We start from the raw sequence: 16,412 nt of genomic DNA, 5'->3' as shown, positions 1-16,412 counted from the left end.
GGTGGGTCAGCGGATGGGGCTGCGGACGCCGTCGGCGAGTTCGGTGCTCAGGGCGCGCAGGGCGGCCAGGCCGGACGCCTGGTCCGGGGCGTCGAGCAGGCACCGGATCAGCGCGCTGCCCACGATGACACCGTCGGCGTACCCGGCGACCGTGCCGGCCTGCGCACCGGTGCCGACGCCCAGACCCACCCCGACCGGCAGGTCGGTGACCTGACGGACCCGGGAGACCAGCACCGGCGCGGCCTGGGAGGTCTGCGCCCGGGCGCCGGTGACGCCCATGATGGCGGTGGCGTAGACGAACCCCCGGCAGTGCGCCGCGGTCATCGCCAGCCGGGCGTCGGTGGAGGACGGGGCGACCAGGAACGTGCGGTCCAGCCCGTACGCGTCCGAGGCGGCCAGCCACTCGTCGGCCTCGTCGGGGATCAGGTCCGGGGTGATCAGCCCGGTGCCGCCGGCGGCGGCCAAATCCCGGGCGAAGGCGTCGACGCCGTACCGCTCGATTGGGTTCCAGTAGGTCATGGTGACCACCGGCGCGCCGGTGGCCGCGACCGCCTCGACGATGCGCAGCGTGTCGGCGGTGCGGACGCCACCGGCCAGCGCGATGTCGCTGGCCTTCTGGATCACCGGGCCGTCCATCACCGGGTCGGAGTACGGGATCTCCACCTCGATGACGTCGACGCCCGCCTCGACCATCGCGGTCATCGCGGCGATGCTGCCCTCGACGGTGGGGAACCCGGCCGGCATGCAGCCGACCAGCACGGCCCGCCCGTCGGCACGGGCCTTGTCGAAGGCGACCCCGATCCGGCTCACGTCTCACCGCTCCTTGTCGAGGATGCCGAAGTAGTCACCGGCGGTGTGCACGTCCTTGTCGCCCCGGCCGGAGAGGTTGACCACGACGGTGGGCTCGCGGCCCAGTTCGGCGGCGAGCTCCGGGGCGATCTTCAGGGTCCCGGCCAGGGCGTGCGCGCTCTCGATCGCCGGGATGATCCCCTCGCTGCGGCAGAGCAGCTCGAACGCCGCCATCGCCTCGTCGTCGTCGACCGGCTGGTACGTGGCCCGGCCGGTGTCGTGCAACCAGGCGTGCTCCGGCCCGACGCCCGGGTAGTCCAGGCCGGCCGAGATCGAGTGCGACTCGCAGGTCTGCCCGTCGGCGTCCTGCAGCACGTACGTGCGGGTGCCGTGCAGCACCCCGGCGGAGCCGCCGGTGATGCTGGCCGCGTGCCGGCCGGTCGCCACCCCGTCGCCGCCGGCCTCGAAGCCGTACAGCCGCACGTCCGGGTCACCGACGAAGGCGTGGAAGACGCCCAGCGCGTTGGAGCCGCCACCGACGCAGGCGGTGACCGCGTCCGGCAGCGCGCCGGTCAGGTCGAGGCACTGCTGGCGGGCCTCGTCGCCGATGCCGCGGACGAAGTCACGCACCAGCGCCGGGAACGGGTGCGGCCCGGCGGCCGTGCCGATCAAATAGTGGGTGTCGTCGACGTTGGCGACCCAGTCGCGCATCGCCTCGTTCATCGCGTCCTTGAGGGTGCGCGAGCCGGTGGCGACCGGGACGACGGTGGCGCCGAGCATCCGCATCCGGGCCACGTTCAGCGCCTGCCGCTCGGTGTCCACCTGGCCCATGTAGACCACGCAGTCCAGGTCGAACAGGGCAGCGGCGGTGGCGGTGGCCACCCCGTGCTGGCCGGCCCCGGTCTCGGCGATGACCCGGCTCTTGCCCATCCGCCGGGTCAGCAGCGCCTGGCCGAGCACGTTGCGCACCTTGTGCGCGCCGGTGTGGTTGAGGTCCTCGCGCTTGAGCAGCACCCGGGCCCCGGCCGCCGCGGAGAACCGCCGGGCCTCGTAGAGCAGCGAAGGGGTGCCGGCGTAGTCGCGCAGCAGGGCGGCGAACTCGGCCCGGAACGACTCGTCGGCCATCGCCGCGCGGTGCGCGGCGTCCAGCTCGTCCAGCGCCGCGACCAGTGCCTCCGGCACGAACCGGCCGCCGAACCGGCCGAAGTGACCGGTCGCGTCGGGGAACTGACCGGCGGGGGCGGCCACCGCGTCGGCGCTCATCGGAAATCCTCTCGCTGCGGACGTCAGCCGGCGCGGGTCACCGCACCGGGCGGGGCGTGGCCGGGTGGTTGCCGGCGTTGACCAGCTCGGCCACCGCCTCCCGGGGGCTCTTCTGGGTGACCAGGCCCTCACCCACCAGGACCGCGTCGGCGCCGGCGGAGGCGTACCGGATGAGGTCGTGCGGGCCGCGTACCCCGGACTCGGCGATCTTGACGACGCTGCTCGGCAGACCGGGCGCGATCCGCTCGAACACCGAGCGGTCGACCTCCAGGGTACGCAGGTCACGGGCGTTGACCCCGATCACCTGCGCGCCGGCCTCCAGGGCCCGGTCGGCCTCCTCCTCGTCGTGCACCTCGACCAGCGCGGTCATGCCCAGCGACTCGATCCGCTCCAGCAGGCCGACCAGCACGTTCTGCTCAAGGGCGGCGACGATCAGCAGCACCAGGTCGGCGCCGTGCGCCCGGGCCTCGTGCACCTGGTAGCTGGAGACCACGAAGTCCTTGCGCAGCACCGGGACGTTGACCGCGGCGCGTACGGCGGCCAGGTCGTCCAGTGAACCGCCGAACCAGCGCCCCTCGGTGAGCACGCTGATCGCGCGGGCGCCACCGGCGGCGTAGTCGCTCGCCAGGTCGGCCGGGTCGGCGATCTCGGCCAGCCGCCCCTTCGACGGGGAGGAGCGCTTCACCTCGGCGATCACCGCGACACCGGACCTGCGCAGGGCCGCGTACGCGTCCAGCGGCGGCGGTGCGGCCGCGGCGAGCTCGCGGATCCGCTCCAGCGGAACCTGCTCCTGCCGCCGGGCGACGTCCTCGCGCACGCCGGCCAGGATCTCGTCGAGCACGCTTACGGACGCCGCCGGACCGGCCTCGTCCCCCTCCGCGTGCGCATGCTCAGCAGTCACCAACGGACTCCCCTCTCCGGGTGTCATGGGCCGATGCTAGGGGGCGCCACCTGGCGACAGGTGCCGGGGGTATGGCGCGGCTCACGGAATGGCCTGCGGCATAATGGCCGACCTCCGGTGAAGAGGACGTCACGCAGCGCCACCACGCCCATCGACGGCCGTCACCCGGCCGAACCCGCCGCACCACCTCGGACATCGACGTCATCCTATCGCGCGGGCCGCGGGTCGCCCCGCTCGACGCCGGCCCGACGATACGGCGCCGGTGCTGTGACCAAGCTCAAGGACGAAGGGCCCGTCCCTGGTCGGGGCCCCGGACGGAGAGTTGACGTGGCGGTCACCACGGCGAAACGTGAGCCGGCCAGCATGTTCCTCGGGCAGACTCGATGACGCGCCTGCCCCACCTTCGCCACCGATCCTCGTACGGAGTGGTCATGAGCACTGCCGGACCGAACCAGACCATCGGACTGACCACCATCTCCCGTACCGTCGCGTCGCTCGCCGTCGGTGTGGTGCACACGCTGGAGCGCGCCGTGGTTGGCGAGGGACGGATGCGGACCGCGCGGGGCAACGCCTGGGAGGCGGTCTGCGCCGACCGGGCCCGGGCCGACCAGCGGGCCGAACTGGACCGCCTGGTCGCCGAGCTGGCGGCCGCGCGGGCCGCCGCCCGGGACCGCCAGCCGGTCAGCTGACCGTCGGGTCCTCGCCCCGGTCCAGCGCGTCCCACGCGTCGGTGGTGCCCCGCCCGATCACCGGGCCGGCCCCACCGGCCGGCGCGGGGGCGCCGCGCGCGGGCCGCTCGTACCGGGCGCCCATCGCCGGCCACCGCTGGCCACGCAGGGCGGTGAGCAGGCCACCCGCCGCGGCGACCAACCCGCCGACCAGGCAGAGCGCCGGCCACTGCCGGCTCACCTCGCCGTCGAAGGCGGCGACCAGGCCGTAGCCGCCACCGGCCGCCACCGCCACGCCGAGCAGGAACAGCAGCCCGCCGAGCAGCCGCCGCAGCCGGCCCCGGGTGGCCAGCACCGCGCCGGCCCCGGCGAGCCCCACCACGGCCAGCGCCGGCAGCCAGGGCAGCAGGCCGGCGCCGGTGCGCAGCCCCCGCACCGGTGGCAGCGGGGCCGGGCGGTCGGCCAGCTCCACCGCCCAGGTGCGGGTCGCCGCCCAGAGTGCCAGGCCCGTGCCGGCCACGCTCAGCAGCACCGCGTACGTCAGCTCGCGCCGGCCCGCCGCGGGCGGCGCGCCGGCGTCGGCGGTAGCCACCGGTTCGCGGCTCACCGCGCCGGCCGGAGGGTCTCGGCGGCGGCGATGGCGGCGAGCACCGCCGCGGCCTTGTTGCGGGTCTCCTGGTCCTCGGCGGCCGGATCGGAGTCGGCCACCACCCCTGCCCCGGCCTGCACGTACGCCCGGCCGCCACGGATCAGCGCGGTCCGGATGGCGATCGCCATGTCGAGGTCACCGCCGAAGCCGAAGTAGCCCACGGTGCCGCCGTAGAGACCCCGCCGCACCGGCTCCAGTTCCTCGATGATCTCCATGGCCCGCACCTTCGGCGCGCCGGAGAGGGTGCCGGCCGGGAAGGTCGCGGCCAGCGCGTCGAAGGCGGTGCGGTCGTCGCGCAGCGTGCCGACCACCGTCGAGACGATGTGCATGACATGGCTGTAGCGCTCGATGGTGGCGAACTCGGGCACCTCGACGGTGCCCGGACGGCACACCCGGCCCAGGTCGTTGCGGCCCAGGTCGACCAGCATGACGTGCTCGGCCCGCTCCTTGGGGTCGGTGAGCAGCTCCGCGGCGAGCCGGGCGTCGGCGGCCGGCGTGCCGCCGCGCGGCCGGGTGCCGGCGATCGGGTGCAGCAGCGCGCGCCGCCGCCCGTCGGCACCGGTGGCCACCTTCAGGTGCGCCTCGGGGGACGAGCCGACGATGTCGAACCCGTCGAAGCGCAGCAGGTACATGTACGGGCTGGGGTTGGTGGTGCGCAGCACCCGGTAGACGTCCAGCGGGTCGGCGTGGGTCTGCCGCTCGAAGCGCTGGGACAGCACGATCTGGAAGCACTCGCCGGCCCGGATCGCTTCCTTGGCCGCCTCCACCGCCTTCGGGTAGCCGCCCTCGGGCGTCCGGCTGAACACCTCCCCCGCTGGCGGCCGCTCGACCGTCGAGATCATCGGCGGGATCGGCCGGGACAGCGCGGTGGTCATCGCGTCGAGCCGGCCAACCGCGTGGTGGTACGCGGCGGCGACCAGCGCGTCGCGGTCCGGGTCGTCCGGCGGCGGCAGGACCGCGTTGGCCACCAGGATCGCCGACCCGTCGTAGTGGTCCAGCACCACCAGGTCGGAGGCGAGCATCATGCCCAGCTCGGGGACGCCCAGGTCGTCCTCGGTCAGCTCGGGCAACCGCTCGAAGCGCCGGACGAGGTCGTAGCCGAGGTAACCGACCATGCCCCCGGTCAGCGGGGGCATCCCGGCGGCCGGCTCCCCTACCGGGCCGGCGAGCGCCTCGACGGTCTCCCGGAGCACCCGCACCGGGTCGCCGGTGGTGGGCAGGCCGGCCGGTGGCCGCCCCAACCAGGCCGCCACGCCGTCCCGCTCGATGAGGGTGGCGCTGCTGCGCACCCCGATGAACGAGTACCGGGACCAGGCCAGCCCGGCCGAGCCGACGCCCTGTTCGGCGGATTCGAGCAGGAAGGTGCCGGGGCCGCCAGCGAGCTTGCGGTAGACGCCGACCGGGGTCTCCGCGTCGGCGAGCAGCCGCCGGGTGACGGGGACGACCCGCCACCGGGCGGCCAGCTCGGTGAAGGCGGCCGCGTCCGGGCTCACCGCGCCGTCGGTCATGACCGGCCCCGCCTTCCGTCCCCCACCGCGGCGGGCCGCCGCGCCGCGCCCCGCGCGCTCACGACGACGCCCCCGCGCCGGTCACCGGCAGCTCCTCGAAGAAGCAGGTCCGGTGCCCGGTGTGGCAGGCCGCGCCCACCTGCTCGACGCTGACCAGCACCGCGTCGCCGTCGCAGTCCAGCGCCACCGAGCGGACGTACTGGTGGTGCCCGGAGGTGGCGCCCTTGACCCAGTACTCACGGCGGCTGCGCGACCAGTAGGTGGCCCGGCCGGTGGTCAGCGTGCGGTGCAGCGCCTCGTCGTCCATCCAGGCGACCATCAGCACCTCGCCGGAGTCGTGCTGGCGCACCACGGCGGCCACCAGCCCGTCGGGGGTGCGGCGCAGCCGGGCGGCGATGGCCGGGTCGAGCCGGGACGGGCGGGCCGGGCCGCCGGTCGCCGGCCCCTGCGGGCTGGGGTGGGCGCCGGTCACGGGCGCGTCAGGTACGGGCACAGTGACCCATTGTCCCGCACGCGGCGCCGGTACCGGCGGGGGCTCCCGCCGGGTGGCGCCGGGGCGCTCCGCGGGCCGGGCCAGCTGGCCGACGTAGCGATCCAGCCGGCCGTCGACCAGGGCCTCGGCCAGGTCCGTGCCGGCGACCGCCGCGATCTCGGCGGCGTACGGACGGACCAACGGCAGCGCGCCGGCGACCAGGCGCACGGCGGCGGCGCAGAGCTGGCCGGTGGAGCCGGGACGCAGCCCGAGGCAGAGCAGCATGTCCTCGCGGTAGCCCGGCGGCGCGACCGGCAGGTCGAGGGCGGCGGTGAAGGCGGCCCGGCGGGAGACCACCCGCACCGAGGGGTTCGCCGGCCGCAGCACGGACGGGCAGAGCCGGGCCAGGTCGGCGGCGGCCAGCCGGACCCCGAGGTGGTCGTCGGCGTCTCGGGCGGCGGCGACCTTACCCAGCGTGGCGATCAACTCCTCCAGCCGCGGTTCCGCGGCCGGTTGGCAGAGCACCGGCAGGTCGATCCGGCGCCGCCAGTACGCGTCCGCCCAGAGCAGCCGGGCCGGCGCGGCCACCGGCAGCCCGAACGCCCAGTCGGCCGGCTCGCCGAGCCGGGCCACCCAGGAGCGGACGTCGCGGGCGGCCACCGAGACGTGGGTCAACCGGCCGGTGTCCTCGGCGAGGAAGGCCCGGCGGACCGCGTACGGTGCGCCACCGACCAGCACGTCGACGTCGACGTCGCTGTGCGCCGTGGCCGCCCGACGGGCATGGCTGCCGCGCAGCATGATGCCGACGACGGGCCGCCCGGCGCCCTCCCGCAGCCGGGCAGCCCACGCGTCGAGGAACCCCTCGTCCTGTGACGGAGCGTGACCCACGGCGCCATCGTGCCGCACGCCCCGATCGGGGCGCAATGCCCGGTGGCGGGCGTGCTGTCCGGTCCAGAGGTCAGTGCCCGACGAGTCGCATTGCTGCCTCCGGGTACCTTTCGCCGGCCACCGCCCCGGGCGGCACCGCCTCGGCGAGCCGGGCCAACTGCCCGGCGGAGAGCCGGATGTCGGCCGCGGCGGCATTCTCCTCCAGCCGGTGGACCCGCCGGGTGCCTGGGATGGGCAGGATGTCCTCCCCTTGGGCGAGCAGCCAGGCCAGCGCGGCCTGGGCCGGGCTGCCGCCGATCTCCGCGGCCACCGCGCGCACCTCGTCGACCAACGCGAGGTTGGCCTCCAGGTTGCCCTCGGCGAATCGGGGCGCGCCGGCCCGCCAGTCGTCGGCGGCGAGCTGCGCCCGGCCCGTGATCGCCCCGGTGAGCAGCCCCCGGCCCACCGGCGAGTACGCCACCAGCGCCACCCCCAGCTCCCGGCAGGTGGCCAGCATCTCGCCCTCGACGTCCCGGCTGAACAACGAGTACTCCATCTGCACGGCGGCCACCGGGTGCACCGCGTGCGCCGCGCGCAGGGTGGCCGGGCTGACCTCGGAGAGCCCGATCAGCCGCACCTTCCCGGCGGCGACCAGCCCGGCCATCGCCCCGATGGTCTCCTCGATCGGCGTGGCCGGGTCGCGCCGGTGCAGGTAGTACAGGTCGATGGTGTCCACGCCGAGGCGGTGCAGCGACGCGTCGCATGCGGCGCGGGCCCAGGCGGCACCGCTGTCCACGTACGCGCCCGGGGTGCCGGTCGCGCCGGTGCCGCCGCCGCGGACCCGGTTGCCGAACTTGGTGGCCAGGAAGACCTCGTCCCGGCGGGCCCGAACCACCGGGGCGAGCAGCTCCTCGTTTCGGCCCTGGCCGTACATGTCGGCCGTGTCGAGGTGGTTGACGCCCAGGTCGAGGGCGCGGTGCAGGGTGCGGGTGGACTCCGCGTCGTCGGCCGCGCCGTACGCGAAGCTCATCCCCATGCAGCCCAGGCCGACCGCGGAGACCTGCGGCCCGGCGGCGCCCATCCGGCGGCGGATCACTGGCCCTGCTCCGCCCGGCGGTACGCGTCGATCTTGTAGTTGAGCACCTTCAGGTCCTCCTCCAGTTCGGCCATCCGGCTCAGCACCCGGTCACGGTGCGCCTCGAAGAGCGCCCGCCGGGCGCCCAGGGTGGCGTCACCCTGCCGGGCCAGTTCCGCGTAGCGGCGCATGTCCCGCACCGGCATCCCGGTGCGGCGCAGCCGGGTGAGCAGGAACAGCCAGTCGACGTCCTGGGCGGTGTACCGGCGCCGGCCGGCCGAGTCGCGCCCGACCGGGGCGACCAGCCCCTCCTGTTCGTACCAGCGCAGGGTGTAGGTGGTGAGGCCGACCCGCTCGGCCGCCTCACCGACGGTGAGGGTCATGTCCTTCGTGCTGACGTCCACGCGATCAGGCTTCCAGTTCGAGTGCACACGAAGTCAACTGTTGCGCGCCGGCCGGTATCTCATCTAGCGTTGAGTTCAACAGGTGATGAGTTTTGGGGAGGTGGGCGATGGACGACGCGATCGCCGTTCGTGACCTGGTCGTGGACCGGGGCGGGCGGCGCGTGCTGCACGGCATCAGCGCGACGGTGCCGCGCGGAAGGGTCACCGGGCTGCTCGGCCCGAGCGGCAGCGGCAAGACCACGCTGATGCGCGCGGTGGTCGGGGTGCAGGTGGTCGGCTCCGGCACCGTGACCGTGCTGGGCCGGCCCGCCGGCTCGGCCGAGCTGCGCCGCCGGGTCGGCTACCTGACCCAGGCGCCCAGCGTCTACGCCGACCTGACGGTGCGGGAGAACGCCCGCTACTTCGCCGCCCTGCACGGCCGGGGGCACGCCGACGCCGACCGGGCCGTCGCCGACGTGGGGCTGGCGCCGGCGGCGAGCCAGCTGGTCGGCGCCCTCTCCGGTGGGCAGCGCAGCCGCGCGTCACTGGCCTGCGCCCTGGTCGGCGACCCGGAGCTGATCATCCTCGACGAGCCGACCGTCGGCCAGGACCCTGTGCTGCGGGCCGACCTCTGGACCCGGTTCCACGAGCTGGCGGCGGCCGGCCGGACCCTGCTGGTGTCAAGCCACGTAATGGACGAGGCGGCCCGCTGCGACCGGCTGCTGCTCATCCGGGAGGGCCGCCTGATCGCCGACGACACCCCGGACGCGGTCCGGGCCGCCGCCGGGGTGGCCGACCTCGACGAGGCGTTCCTGCGCCTGATCAGGGCAGGCGAGGCCGACGCCGGGCCGGTGACCGGCCCGAACGGCACGGCGGGCCGGGTGGGCGCCGCCGGAGGGGAGGCGTCGTGAACCCGCGAATCCTGGCCGCCACCACCGGCCGCATCCTGCGCCAGCTGCGGCACGACCGGCGGACGGTGGCGCTGCTCGTGGCGGTGCCCAGCGTCCTGCTCGCCCTGGTCTACTACATGTACGCCGACCAGCCCGCCCCGCCGGGCCAGCCGTCCGCCTTCGACCGGATCGCGCTGGTGATGCTCGGCCTCTTCCCGTTCATCGTCATGTTCCTGGTCACCAGCATCGCCATGCTCCGCGAGCGCACCACCGGCACGCTGGAACGGCTGCTCACCACCCCGCTGGCCAAGACCGACCTGCTCTTCGGCTACGGCATCGCGTTCGGGCTGGCCGGCGCCGTCCAGGCCACCATCGCCTCGGCCGTGGCGTACTGGCTGTTCGACCTGGACACCGCCGGCAGCAGCGGCCTGGTGATCATGGTTGCCGTACTGAACGCGGTGCTCGCGGTCGCGCTCGGGCTGTTCTGCAGCGCCTTCGCCCGCACCGAGTTCCAGGCCGTACAGTTCATGCCGGTCGTGGTCGCCCCCCAGCTGCTGCTCTGCGGGCTCTTCGTGCCCCGGGGCGAGATGGCCGGCTGGCTCCAGGCGGTCAGCGACGTTCTGCCGTTGTCGTACGCCGTCGAGGCGTTGCAGGAGGTCGGGGCGCACGCCGAGCCGACCGGCACGATGTGGCGGGACGCGGCGGTGGTCGCCGGGGCGACGGTGCTGGCGCTGGTGCTGGCGGCGGTCACCCTGCGCCGGCGCAGCGGCTGACGGCCGCCGTGGGCCCGGTCCGGGGACCGGGCCCACGGCGCGGGGACGGAACGAGCGAAGGGCGGCGATGGCGCGGCGGACCGGACGGCGACCCGGTAACCCGGACACCCGGGAGGCGATCCTCGGCGCGGCACGCGCCGCGTTCGCCGAGCGGGGCTTCGACTCGGCCTCCATCCGGTCCATCGCCACCGCGGCCGGCGTGGACCCGGCGCTGGTGCACCACTACTTCGGCAGCAAGGACCAGCTCTTCCTGGCCGCGATGCAGGCCCCGGTCGACCCGCGGGAGCTGCTGCCGAAGGTCCTCGCCGGCGACCGCGACGGCCTCGGCGAGCGGCTGGTCCGGATGTTCCTCGGGGTGTGGGACTCACCGGCCGGCACCGCCGGAGTGGCGCTGCTGCGCTCGGCGGTGAGCAACGAGTGGACCGCCCGGCTGCTGCGGGAGTTCCTGGTCACCCAGGTGCTGCGCCGGGTGCTTGACCAGCTCGACGCCGACCCGGCCGAGTTGCCGCTGCGCGGGTCGCTGGTGGCCAGCCAACTGGTCGGGCTGGCCATGATGCGGCACGTGGTGCGGCTGGAGCCGGTCGCCTCCGCCGCTCCGGAGACCCTGGTCGCCGTCGTCGGCCCGACCGTCCAGCGCTACCTCACCGGCGACCTGCCGGCCTGACCCGGCGGTCCCCGGCGGCTGGTGCTCTCCGCCCGGCGGCCCCAGCCGGGGCGGCAGGGCCGGCATGAAGCGGGCGGCCCGCAGGGCGCCGGCGCCGGCACGCGTGCTCGTCTGGACTGGGTGCATCTGTTGTCGTCAGGACGACAGCAGATGCACCCAGAGATCGTTTGACCACCAACCGGCGAGGCTGGGGCCTAGCCGGCGGCGGCCCGGCGGCAGAGCATGGGGTGCAGCAGCCGGGCCAGCTCGGCGTGGTCGGCCACCGGGTGGGGGAAGGCGAGCCGGGCGCGGCGGCGGGCGGGCCGGCCGTAGGAGACGACCAGGCCGTACCGGTCGATCCGGACCACCCGGGGCGCGGCGTCGTTGCCACTCTCGGCCAGACCGAGCTGCCGGCGCAGATAACCGGTCACCTGGTCGGCGTGGTGGTCGGCGAGGTCGGCCAGCAGCTCCGCCTCGACCGGGTGCAGCGGGTCCGGCTCGGCCTCCGCGTACGCCACGGGGTCGATCCGGCGGACGGCGCCGGCGCGTTCCCAGCGGGCCTCGACCACCTCGAAGCGGAACAGCTGGAACCGGGTGCCGACGTCGAGCAGGTCGCCCGTCGGCTCCACCGCGGCGAAGTCCAGCGCCGCCCGGCGGGCCTCCTCGCCGTCGAGCCGGCCGGCCCAGCCGGAGATCCAGGCCCGGCCGAGCGGCGGCGCGCCGGCGGCGGGCGGCAGGTCGAGCACGTCGAGCACCAGCGCGGCGTCGTCCTCACCGTCGGTCGGGCGCAGCGCGGCGGCGAGGTCGCTGACCACCGGCACCAGCAGCAGCACCCGTCCCTCCGGGTCGGTGACGTGCCGGACATGGTGCGGGCCGGGCCGGTGGGCCACGTGGACGAGGCCGGGCAGCCGGCCCGCGACGAGGGTACGGACGATCTCCGCCGGGCTGGGCCGCATGGGCACGACCTCCTCTGTAGGTTAGGCTTACCTAAGTTGAAGACTAGAGCACCGGATCGGAGACGTCCAGCGTGAACCACCCCAGGCCCAAGGCCAGACTCTCCCGCGCCCTCGGCATCCCGCTGACCCGCAAGTGCGTGCGGTACTTCGAGCGGCGTCCCTTCCCGCCAGGCGTGCACGGCCGGCAGCGCCGCAAGACCTCGGACTACCAGGTGCGGCTGCTGGAGAAGCAGCGCCTGCGCCACCAGTACAACGTCAGCGAGGCCCAGCTGCGGCGCGCCTTCGACGAGGCGGCGCGGGGCACCGGCAAGACCGGCGAGACCCTGGTCGCGCTGCTGGAGCGGCGGCTCGACGCGGTGGTGCACCGGGCCGGGCTGGCCCGCAGCATCTACCAGGCACGGCAGCTCGTCGCGCACGGCCACTTCAGCGTCGACGGGCGCAAGGTCGACCGGCCGTCGTACCGGCTGCGCCCGGGCCAGGTGGTCGCCGTCCGCGAGCGCAGCCGCGCGGCGCTGCCGTTCCAGCTCGCCGCGGCCGGCGCCAACGCCGGCGACGGGCCCGACCGGCCGTACCTGTCCGTGGAGCTGGCCGAGCTGCGCGCCACCCTGCTGCGCGAGCCGGCCCGGCACGAGGTGCCGGTCATCTGCGACGAGCAGCTGGTGGTGGAGTTCTACTCACGCTGACCCGGCCGTCGGGCCCGGCCCACCCGCCGGGCCCGAGCGGTCGGCTCAGCGGGTCTGTTCCAGCCAGGAGGCGTAGAGCAGGCCGTAGACCGACTCGGGGTCGCGGACCAGCTCGTCGTGCGAGCCGCGCTGCACGATCCGCCCCCGGTCGACCACGATCACCTCGTCGGCGGCCTGGGCGGTGGAGAGCCGGTGCGCGATCGCCAGGGTGGTCCGCCCCCGGGTCACCGCGTCCAGGGTGCGTTGCAGCCGTACCTCGGTGGCCGGGTCGACCGCGCTGGTCGCCTCGTCCAGCACCAGCAGGTCGGGATCCGCCACGTACGCCCGGGCCAGCGCCACCAGCTGCCGCTCCCCCACGCTCAACGCCTCGCCCCGCTCGCCGACCGGGGTGTGCAGCCCGGACGGCAGCCCGTCCAGCCAGTCGGCCAGGCCCAACTCGGTGAAGGCCGCGGTGAGCTGCCCATCGGTCAGCTCTGGACGGGCGAAACGGACATTCTCCGCCACCGTGGCATCGAAGAGGAACCCGTCCTGCGGCACCATCACCACCCGGGACCGCAGTGAGGCGAACCGGACCTGATCCAGCGGCACACCGGAGAGCAGCACGGCGCCGGCGGTCGGATCCATCAGCCGGGTGAGCAGCTTGGCGAAGGTCGTCTTGCCGCTGCCGGTCTCGCCCACCACCGCCACCCGGCTCTTCGCCGCGATCTCCAGATCGATGTCGTGCAGCACCGGCGGCCCGCCCGGGTAGGCGAAGCGCACCCCCGCGAAGCGGATGTCCAGCGGCCCCGACGGCAGCTCGCGCCCCCGCTCGCCCGGGTCGGCGACGTCCGGCGCGACGTCCAGCACGTCCAGCACCCGGCGCCAGCCGGCGATCGCGTTCTGCGCCTCGTTGAGCACCTCGGTGGCGATCTGCACCGGCTGGATGAAGAGCGTGACCAGGAACAGGAACGCGGTCACCTCACCGATGCTCAGGGTGCGGTCAGCGCCGAGGGTGACCCCGAGCACCACCACGCCGGCGAGGGCCAGCCCGGCGGCCAACTCGCCGACCGAACTGCCGAGGATGCTGATCCGGATCGCCCGCTGCTGCGCCCGCCGCTGGCCGTCGATCGCCTCGTCCAGCCGGCGGGCGGTGCGCCCGGCGACCCCGTACGCCCGGATCACCGGCGCCCCGACCACGCTCTCCGCGATCGCCCCGAGCAGCGTGCCGGTGCGCTGCCGGACCACCCCGTACGCCCCGGCGAGGCGGCGCTGCAGCAGCCGGATCACGAACACCGCGGGCAGGAAGGCGGCGAGGACCACCAGAGTCAGCTGCCAGGAGTACGCGAGCATGACCAGCGTGGTGACCACCAGCTGACCCAGGTTGATCAGCAGGATCACGCCGCCCCACTGGAGGAACTGGGTGATCTGGTCGACGTCGCTGGTCACCCGGGAGACCAGCGATCCCCGCCGCTCGGCCTGCTGGTGCAGCATCGACAGGTCGTGCACGTGCCGGAACGCCCGGACCCGCACGTTGGCCAGCGCGGTCTCGCTGACCGTGAACAGCCGGCGCATCATCAGGTACCCGCAGAGCGTGGTCACCGCCAGCACGGTGGCGGCGACGGCCACCACCGTCCAGACCACGGACAGGTTCAGCCCGTCGACGATGCCCTTGTCGATACCCTGCTGCACGGCCACCGGCACCGCCGCGCGGCCGACCATGTAGACCAGCGCCAGGGCGATCGTGCCGGCCAGGCCGACCCGCAGCTCCGGGGAGAGGGCCAGGCCCCGGCGCAGCGTCCGCCAGGTCGTCTCGGTCGTCTCCGCCCGCTGCTCCGGCGTGCTGACGCTCACCGGTCCCGCCTCTCGTTCGCGACTGCGGGGCTCGCAAGCTCACTCCTCGCGCTCACTGGTCCCGCCTCTCGTTCGCGACTGCGGGGCTCGCAAGCTCACTCCTCGCGCTCACCGGTCCACCTCGATCTCCAGGCCGGAGGCCAGCGGCGGCGTGACCTCGTCTTCGTCGTACGTCCGCTGCTCGGCCTGCTCGACCTCGGCCTGCTCGTAGGCGGTGACCAGGTCGGCGTAGCCGGGCACGGTGGCGAGCAGTTCGCTGTGCGTGCCCCGGGCCACCACCCGCCCCTGCTCCAGGTAGATCACCTCGTCGGCCAGCGCGATGGTGGCCCGGCGGTACGCCACCACCAGGATCGTCGCGGCCGGCGCGCCGGGTTCGGCGGTCGAGGAGCGCAGGCCGGCCAGGATGGCCGCCTCCACCCGGGGGTCGACTGCGCTGGTCGCGTCGTCGAGCACCAGCAGGCGCGGCCGGCCGGCGAGCGCGCGGGCCAGGGTGAGCCGCTGCCGCTGCCCGCCGGAGAGCGAGGTGCCCCGCTCGCCGACCCGGGTGTCCAGGCCGTCGGGGAGGGCGGCGACGAACCCGTCCGCCTCGGCCAGCCGCAGCGCGGCCCAGACGTCGTCGTCGCCGATGCCCGGCCGGTCCAGGGTGATGTTGGCCCGGACCGTGTCGTCGAAGATGAACGGCACCTGCGCCACCAGTGCGGCGGTACGGGCGAGCGAGGCGGCGGTGAGCCGCCGGACGTCCGCCCCGTCCAGGGTGACCGTGCCCGCCCGCGGGTCGACCAGCCGGACGGCCAGCCCGGCGATCGTCGACTTGCCGGCGCCGGTCGGCCCGACCAGGGCGACGGTCTTCCCGGCGGGCACGGTGAAGGAGACCTCGCCGAGCACCTCGGTGCCGGGCAGATGCGCCTCGGCCGGCTCGTAGCCGAACCAGACGTCGGCGAAGGCGAGGGTCGCCGGGCGGGGGTCGGCCGAGTCAAGCTCGGTGTCGCCGTACGGCATCTCGCCGGTGGCGTCGAGCACCCGGCGGACCCGGTCCCAGCCGGCGACGCTGCGCGGCAGCTCGGCCAGCACCCAGCCGATGGCCCGGACGGGGAACGCCAGCACGGTGAACAGGAAGGCCACGCTGACCAGCTCGGCGACGCTGATGGCCTCCTGCCGCAGCCGGACCGTGCCGACCACCAGCACCGCGAGGGTGCCGAGGCTGGGCAGGGTCTCCAGCACGGGATCGAAGACGCCGCGCAGCCGGCCCACCGCGATCAACGCGTCGCGCAGCTCCCCCGCCCGGGCGGCGAACCGGTCGGTCTCCTGCGCCTCGCGGCCCATCGTCTTGACCACCAGCGCGCCGTCGAAACTCTCGTGGGCGATGCCGCTGACCTCGGCGCGCAGCCGCTGCGCGCGGGCCTGCCGCGGCGCCATCCGGCGGGAGTAGACCACGTTGAGCGCGAACAGCGCCGGGAAGACCGCCAGCCCGACCAGGGCCAGCGCCCAGTCGGTGACGAAGAGCGAGACCACCGCGCCGACCAGCATCACCAGCGTGCCGACCGCGAAGGGCAGCGGCGCGATGGGATACCAGGCGGCCTCCACGTCGGAGTTCGCGTTGGACAGCAGGGTGCCGGTGGCGTTGCGCTGGTGCCAGGACAGCGGCAGGTCGAGGTAGCGGCGGGTGACCCGGCGGCGGTAGGCCGCCTGGAGGCGGTACTGCATGTAGCCGGCGCCGAGCCGGCGGCCGAAGATGCCCGCCACCCGCAGCACGCTGATCCCGAACAGGGCCACCGCGGCCAGGGCGAGCGCGCCGACCTCCACCGACCCGCGGGCGACCGCGGGCACCACCACGTCACCGACCACCGCGCCGACCACGTACGCGCTGCCGACCACCATCGACCCGAAGAGAACGCTGCCGGCGACCGCCACCGCGAAGATCCGCGGCTGTTCTCGGATCGCCCGGCCGAGGACCGCCAACCCCCGGCCCAGCACGTCCCGACTCGTCCTGCTCGCCACGCTCTCCCCCGCCGTAAGGCCGCAATTCTCCCCCTCATCCTTACCGGTCGGGGCCAGCTCCGCC

At 74.9% G+C, this 16,412-nt stretch carries 16 protein-coding genes and 1 pseudogene; 5 read left to right on the top strand and 12 right to left on the bottom strand.

What is annotated here, in order from left to right:
* Positions 1 to 6: 6 nt before the first annotated feature.
* Genes trpA through trpC form a run of 3 tightly spaced genes read right to left on the bottom strand, consistent with a single transcriptional unit; the run spans position 7 to position 2,893 of the window.
* On the bottom strand, positions 7 to 810 hold the full coding sequence (trpA, locus tag C1I99_RS07475; RefSeq protein WP_111133465.1) for a tryptophan synthase subunit alpha: 804 nt from the start codon (positions 808 to 810) through the stop codon (positions 7 to 9).
* Positions 811 to 813: 3 nt separating this feature from the next.
* Entirely contained in the window at positions 814 to 2,052 is a 1,239-nt protein-coding gene (trpB, locus tag C1I99_RS07470) for a tryptophan synthase subunit beta (RefSeq protein WP_111133464.1), read from the bottom strand.
* A 37-nt stretch (positions 2,053 to 2,089) separates the two neighbouring features.
* Positions 2,090 to 2,893, bottom strand: a complete 804-nt coding sequence (trpC, locus tag C1I99_RS07465; RefSeq protein ID WP_199562037.1) for an indole-3-glycerol phosphate synthase TrpC — start codon at positions 2,891 to 2,893, stop codon at positions 2,090 to 2,092.
* A gap of 491 nt (positions 2,894 to 3,384) precedes the next feature.
* On the opposite strand from trpC, the gene C1I99_RS07460 reads away from it, so the two are divergent.
* Positions 3,385 to 3,642 carry a hypothetical protein gene (locus C1I99_RS07460; RefSeq protein WP_111133462.1) on the top strand — a complete coding sequence of 86 codons (258 nt, stop codon included), beginning with the start codon at positions 3,385 to 3,387 and terminating at the stop codon, positions 3,640 to 3,642.
* Here the strand turns inward: C1I99_RS07460 and C1I99_RS07455 are convergent.
* The 6 genes and pseudogenes from C1I99_RS07455 to C1I99_RS07430 form a co-directional block, all read right to left on the bottom strand.
* Entirely contained in the window at positions 3,635 to 4,228 is a 594-nt protein-coding gene (locus C1I99_RS07455) for a Trp biosynthesis-associated membrane protein (RefSeq protein WP_233512389.1), read from the bottom strand. The two genes, C1I99_RS07460 and C1I99_RS07455, sit on opposite strands and share 8 nt — an antisense overlap.
* A complete protein-coding gene (locus C1I99_RS07450; protein ID WP_111133461.1) occupies positions 4,225 to 5,778 on the bottom strand; it encodes an anthranilate synthase component I in 1,554 nt (517 codons plus the stop codon). The genes C1I99_RS07455 and C1I99_RS07450 overlap by 4 nt, the downstream gene beginning before the upstream one ends.
* 58 nt (positions 5,779 to 5,836) lie before the next feature.
* Entirely contained in the window at positions 5,837 to 6,271 is a 435-nt protein-coding gene (gene hisI, locus C1I99_RS33850; protein ID WP_111133469.1) for a phosphoribosyl-AMP cyclohydrolase, read from the bottom strand.
* Between the two features lie 186 nt (positions 6,272 to 6,457).
* Positions 6,458 to 7,048: pseudogene (locus tag C1I99_RS33845) on the bottom strand (phosphoribosyl-AMP cyclohydrolase); the annotation flags it as partial.
* A 160-nt stretch (positions 7,049 to 7,208) separates the two neighbouring features.
* Positions 7,209 to 8,213, bottom strand: coding sequence for an aldo/keto reductase (locus tag C1I99_RS07435; RefSeq protein ID WP_111133460.1), 1,005 nt, complete (start codon positions 8,211 to 8,213; stop codon positions 7,209 to 7,211).
* A complete protein-coding gene (locus tag C1I99_RS07430) occupies positions 8,210 to 8,596 on the bottom strand; it encodes a MerR family transcriptional regulator (protein WP_111133459.1) in 387 nt (128 codons plus the stop codon). The genes C1I99_RS07435 and C1I99_RS07430 overlap by 4 nt, the downstream gene beginning before the upstream one ends.
* Before the next feature lie 107 nt (positions 8,597 to 8,703).
* Between C1I99_RS07430 and C1I99_RS07425 the strand changes: the two genes are divergently transcribed.
* The 3 genes from C1I99_RS07425 to C1I99_RS07415 all read left to right on the top strand — a co-directional run bounded on the left by C1I99_RS07425 (position 8,704) and on the right by C1I99_RS07415 (position 10,902).
* Positions 8,704 to 9,486 (top strand): ABC transporter ATP-binding protein, encoded by a 783-nt coding sequence (locus C1I99_RS07425; RefSeq protein WP_111133458.1) that lies wholly within the window; start codon positions 8,704 to 8,706, stop codon positions 9,484 to 9,486.
* Positions 9,483 to 10,238 (top strand): ABC transporter permease, encoded by a 756-nt coding sequence (locus C1I99_RS07420; protein ID WP_111133457.1) that lies wholly within the window; start codon positions 9,483 to 9,485, stop codon positions 10,236 to 10,238. The genes C1I99_RS07425 and C1I99_RS07420 overlap by 4 nt, the downstream gene beginning before the upstream one ends.
* A gap of 67 nt (positions 10,239 to 10,305) precedes the next feature.
* Complete coding sequence (locus C1I99_RS07415) at positions 10,306 to 10,902, top strand: TetR/AcrR family transcriptional regulator (protein ID WP_111133456.1); 597 nt, start codon at positions 10,306 to 10,308, stop codon at positions 10,900 to 10,902.
* 194 nt (positions 10,903 to 11,096) lie between these two features.
* Here C1I99_RS07415 and C1I99_RS07410 read toward each other — a convergent pair whose 3' ends face one another.
* A complete protein-coding gene (locus tag C1I99_RS07410) occupies positions 11,097 to 11,837 on the bottom strand; it encodes a DUF2470 domain-containing protein (protein WP_111133455.1) in 741 nt (246 codons plus the stop codon).
* A 71-nt stretch (positions 11,838 to 11,908) separates the two neighbouring features.
* On the opposite strand from C1I99_RS07410, the gene rpsD reads away from it, so the two are divergent.
* A complete protein-coding gene (rpsD, locus tag C1I99_RS07405; RefSeq protein WP_111133454.1) occupies positions 11,909 to 12,520 on the top strand; it encodes a 30S ribosomal protein S4 in 612 nt (203 codons plus the stop codon).
* Between the two features lie 45 nt (positions 12,521 to 12,565).
* On the opposite strand, the gene C1I99_RS07400 is transcribed toward rpsD, so the two are convergent.
* A complete protein-coding gene (locus C1I99_RS07400) occupies positions 12,566 to 14,350 on the bottom strand; it encodes an ABC transporter ATP-binding protein (RefSeq protein ID WP_111133453.1) in 1,785 nt (594 codons plus the stop codon).
* Positions 14,351 to 14,458: 108 nt separating this feature from the next.
* Entirely contained in the window at positions 14,459 to 16,348 is a 1,890-nt protein-coding gene (locus C1I99_RS07395) for an ABC transporter ATP-binding protein (protein ID WP_111133452.1), read from the bottom strand.
* Positions 16,349 to 16,412 lie beyond the last annotated feature (64 nt).

Source organism: Micromonospora deserti, from assembly GCF_003236335.1.
GTDB classification, from domain to species: Bacteria; Actinomycetota; Actinomycetes; order Mycobacteriales; family Micromonosporaceae; genus Micromonospora; species Micromonospora deserti.
This window is presented reverse-complemented; position numbering and strand designations above follow the sequence as displayed.

Excerpts from the sequence above, each read along its gene's own strand:
- C1I99_RS07460 (WP_111133462.1), top strand. The coding sequence starts at position 3,385 with ATGAGCACTGCCGGACCGAACCAGACCATCGGACTGACCACCATCTCC.
- trpB (WP_111133464.1), bottom strand. The coding sequence starts at position 2,052 with ATGAGCGCCGACGCGGTGGCCGCCCCCGCCGGTCAGTTCCCCGACGCG.
- C1I99_RS07425 (WP_111133458.1), top strand. The coding sequence starts at position 8,704 with ATGGACGACGCGATCGCCGTTCGTGACCTGGTCGTGGACCGGGGCGGG.
- C1I99_RS07415 (WP_111133456.1), top strand. The coding sequence starts at position 10,306 with ATGGCGCGGCGGACCGGACGGCGACCCGGTAACCCGGACACCCGGGAG.
- C1I99_RS07450 (WP_111133461.1), bottom strand. The coding sequence starts at position 5,778 with ATGACCGACGGCGCGGTGAGCCCGGACGCGGCCGCCTTCACCGAGCTG.
- C1I99_RS07410 (WP_111133455.1), bottom strand. The coding sequence starts at position 11,837 with ATGCGGCCCAGCCCGGCGGAGATCGTCCGTACCCTCGTCGCGGGCCGG.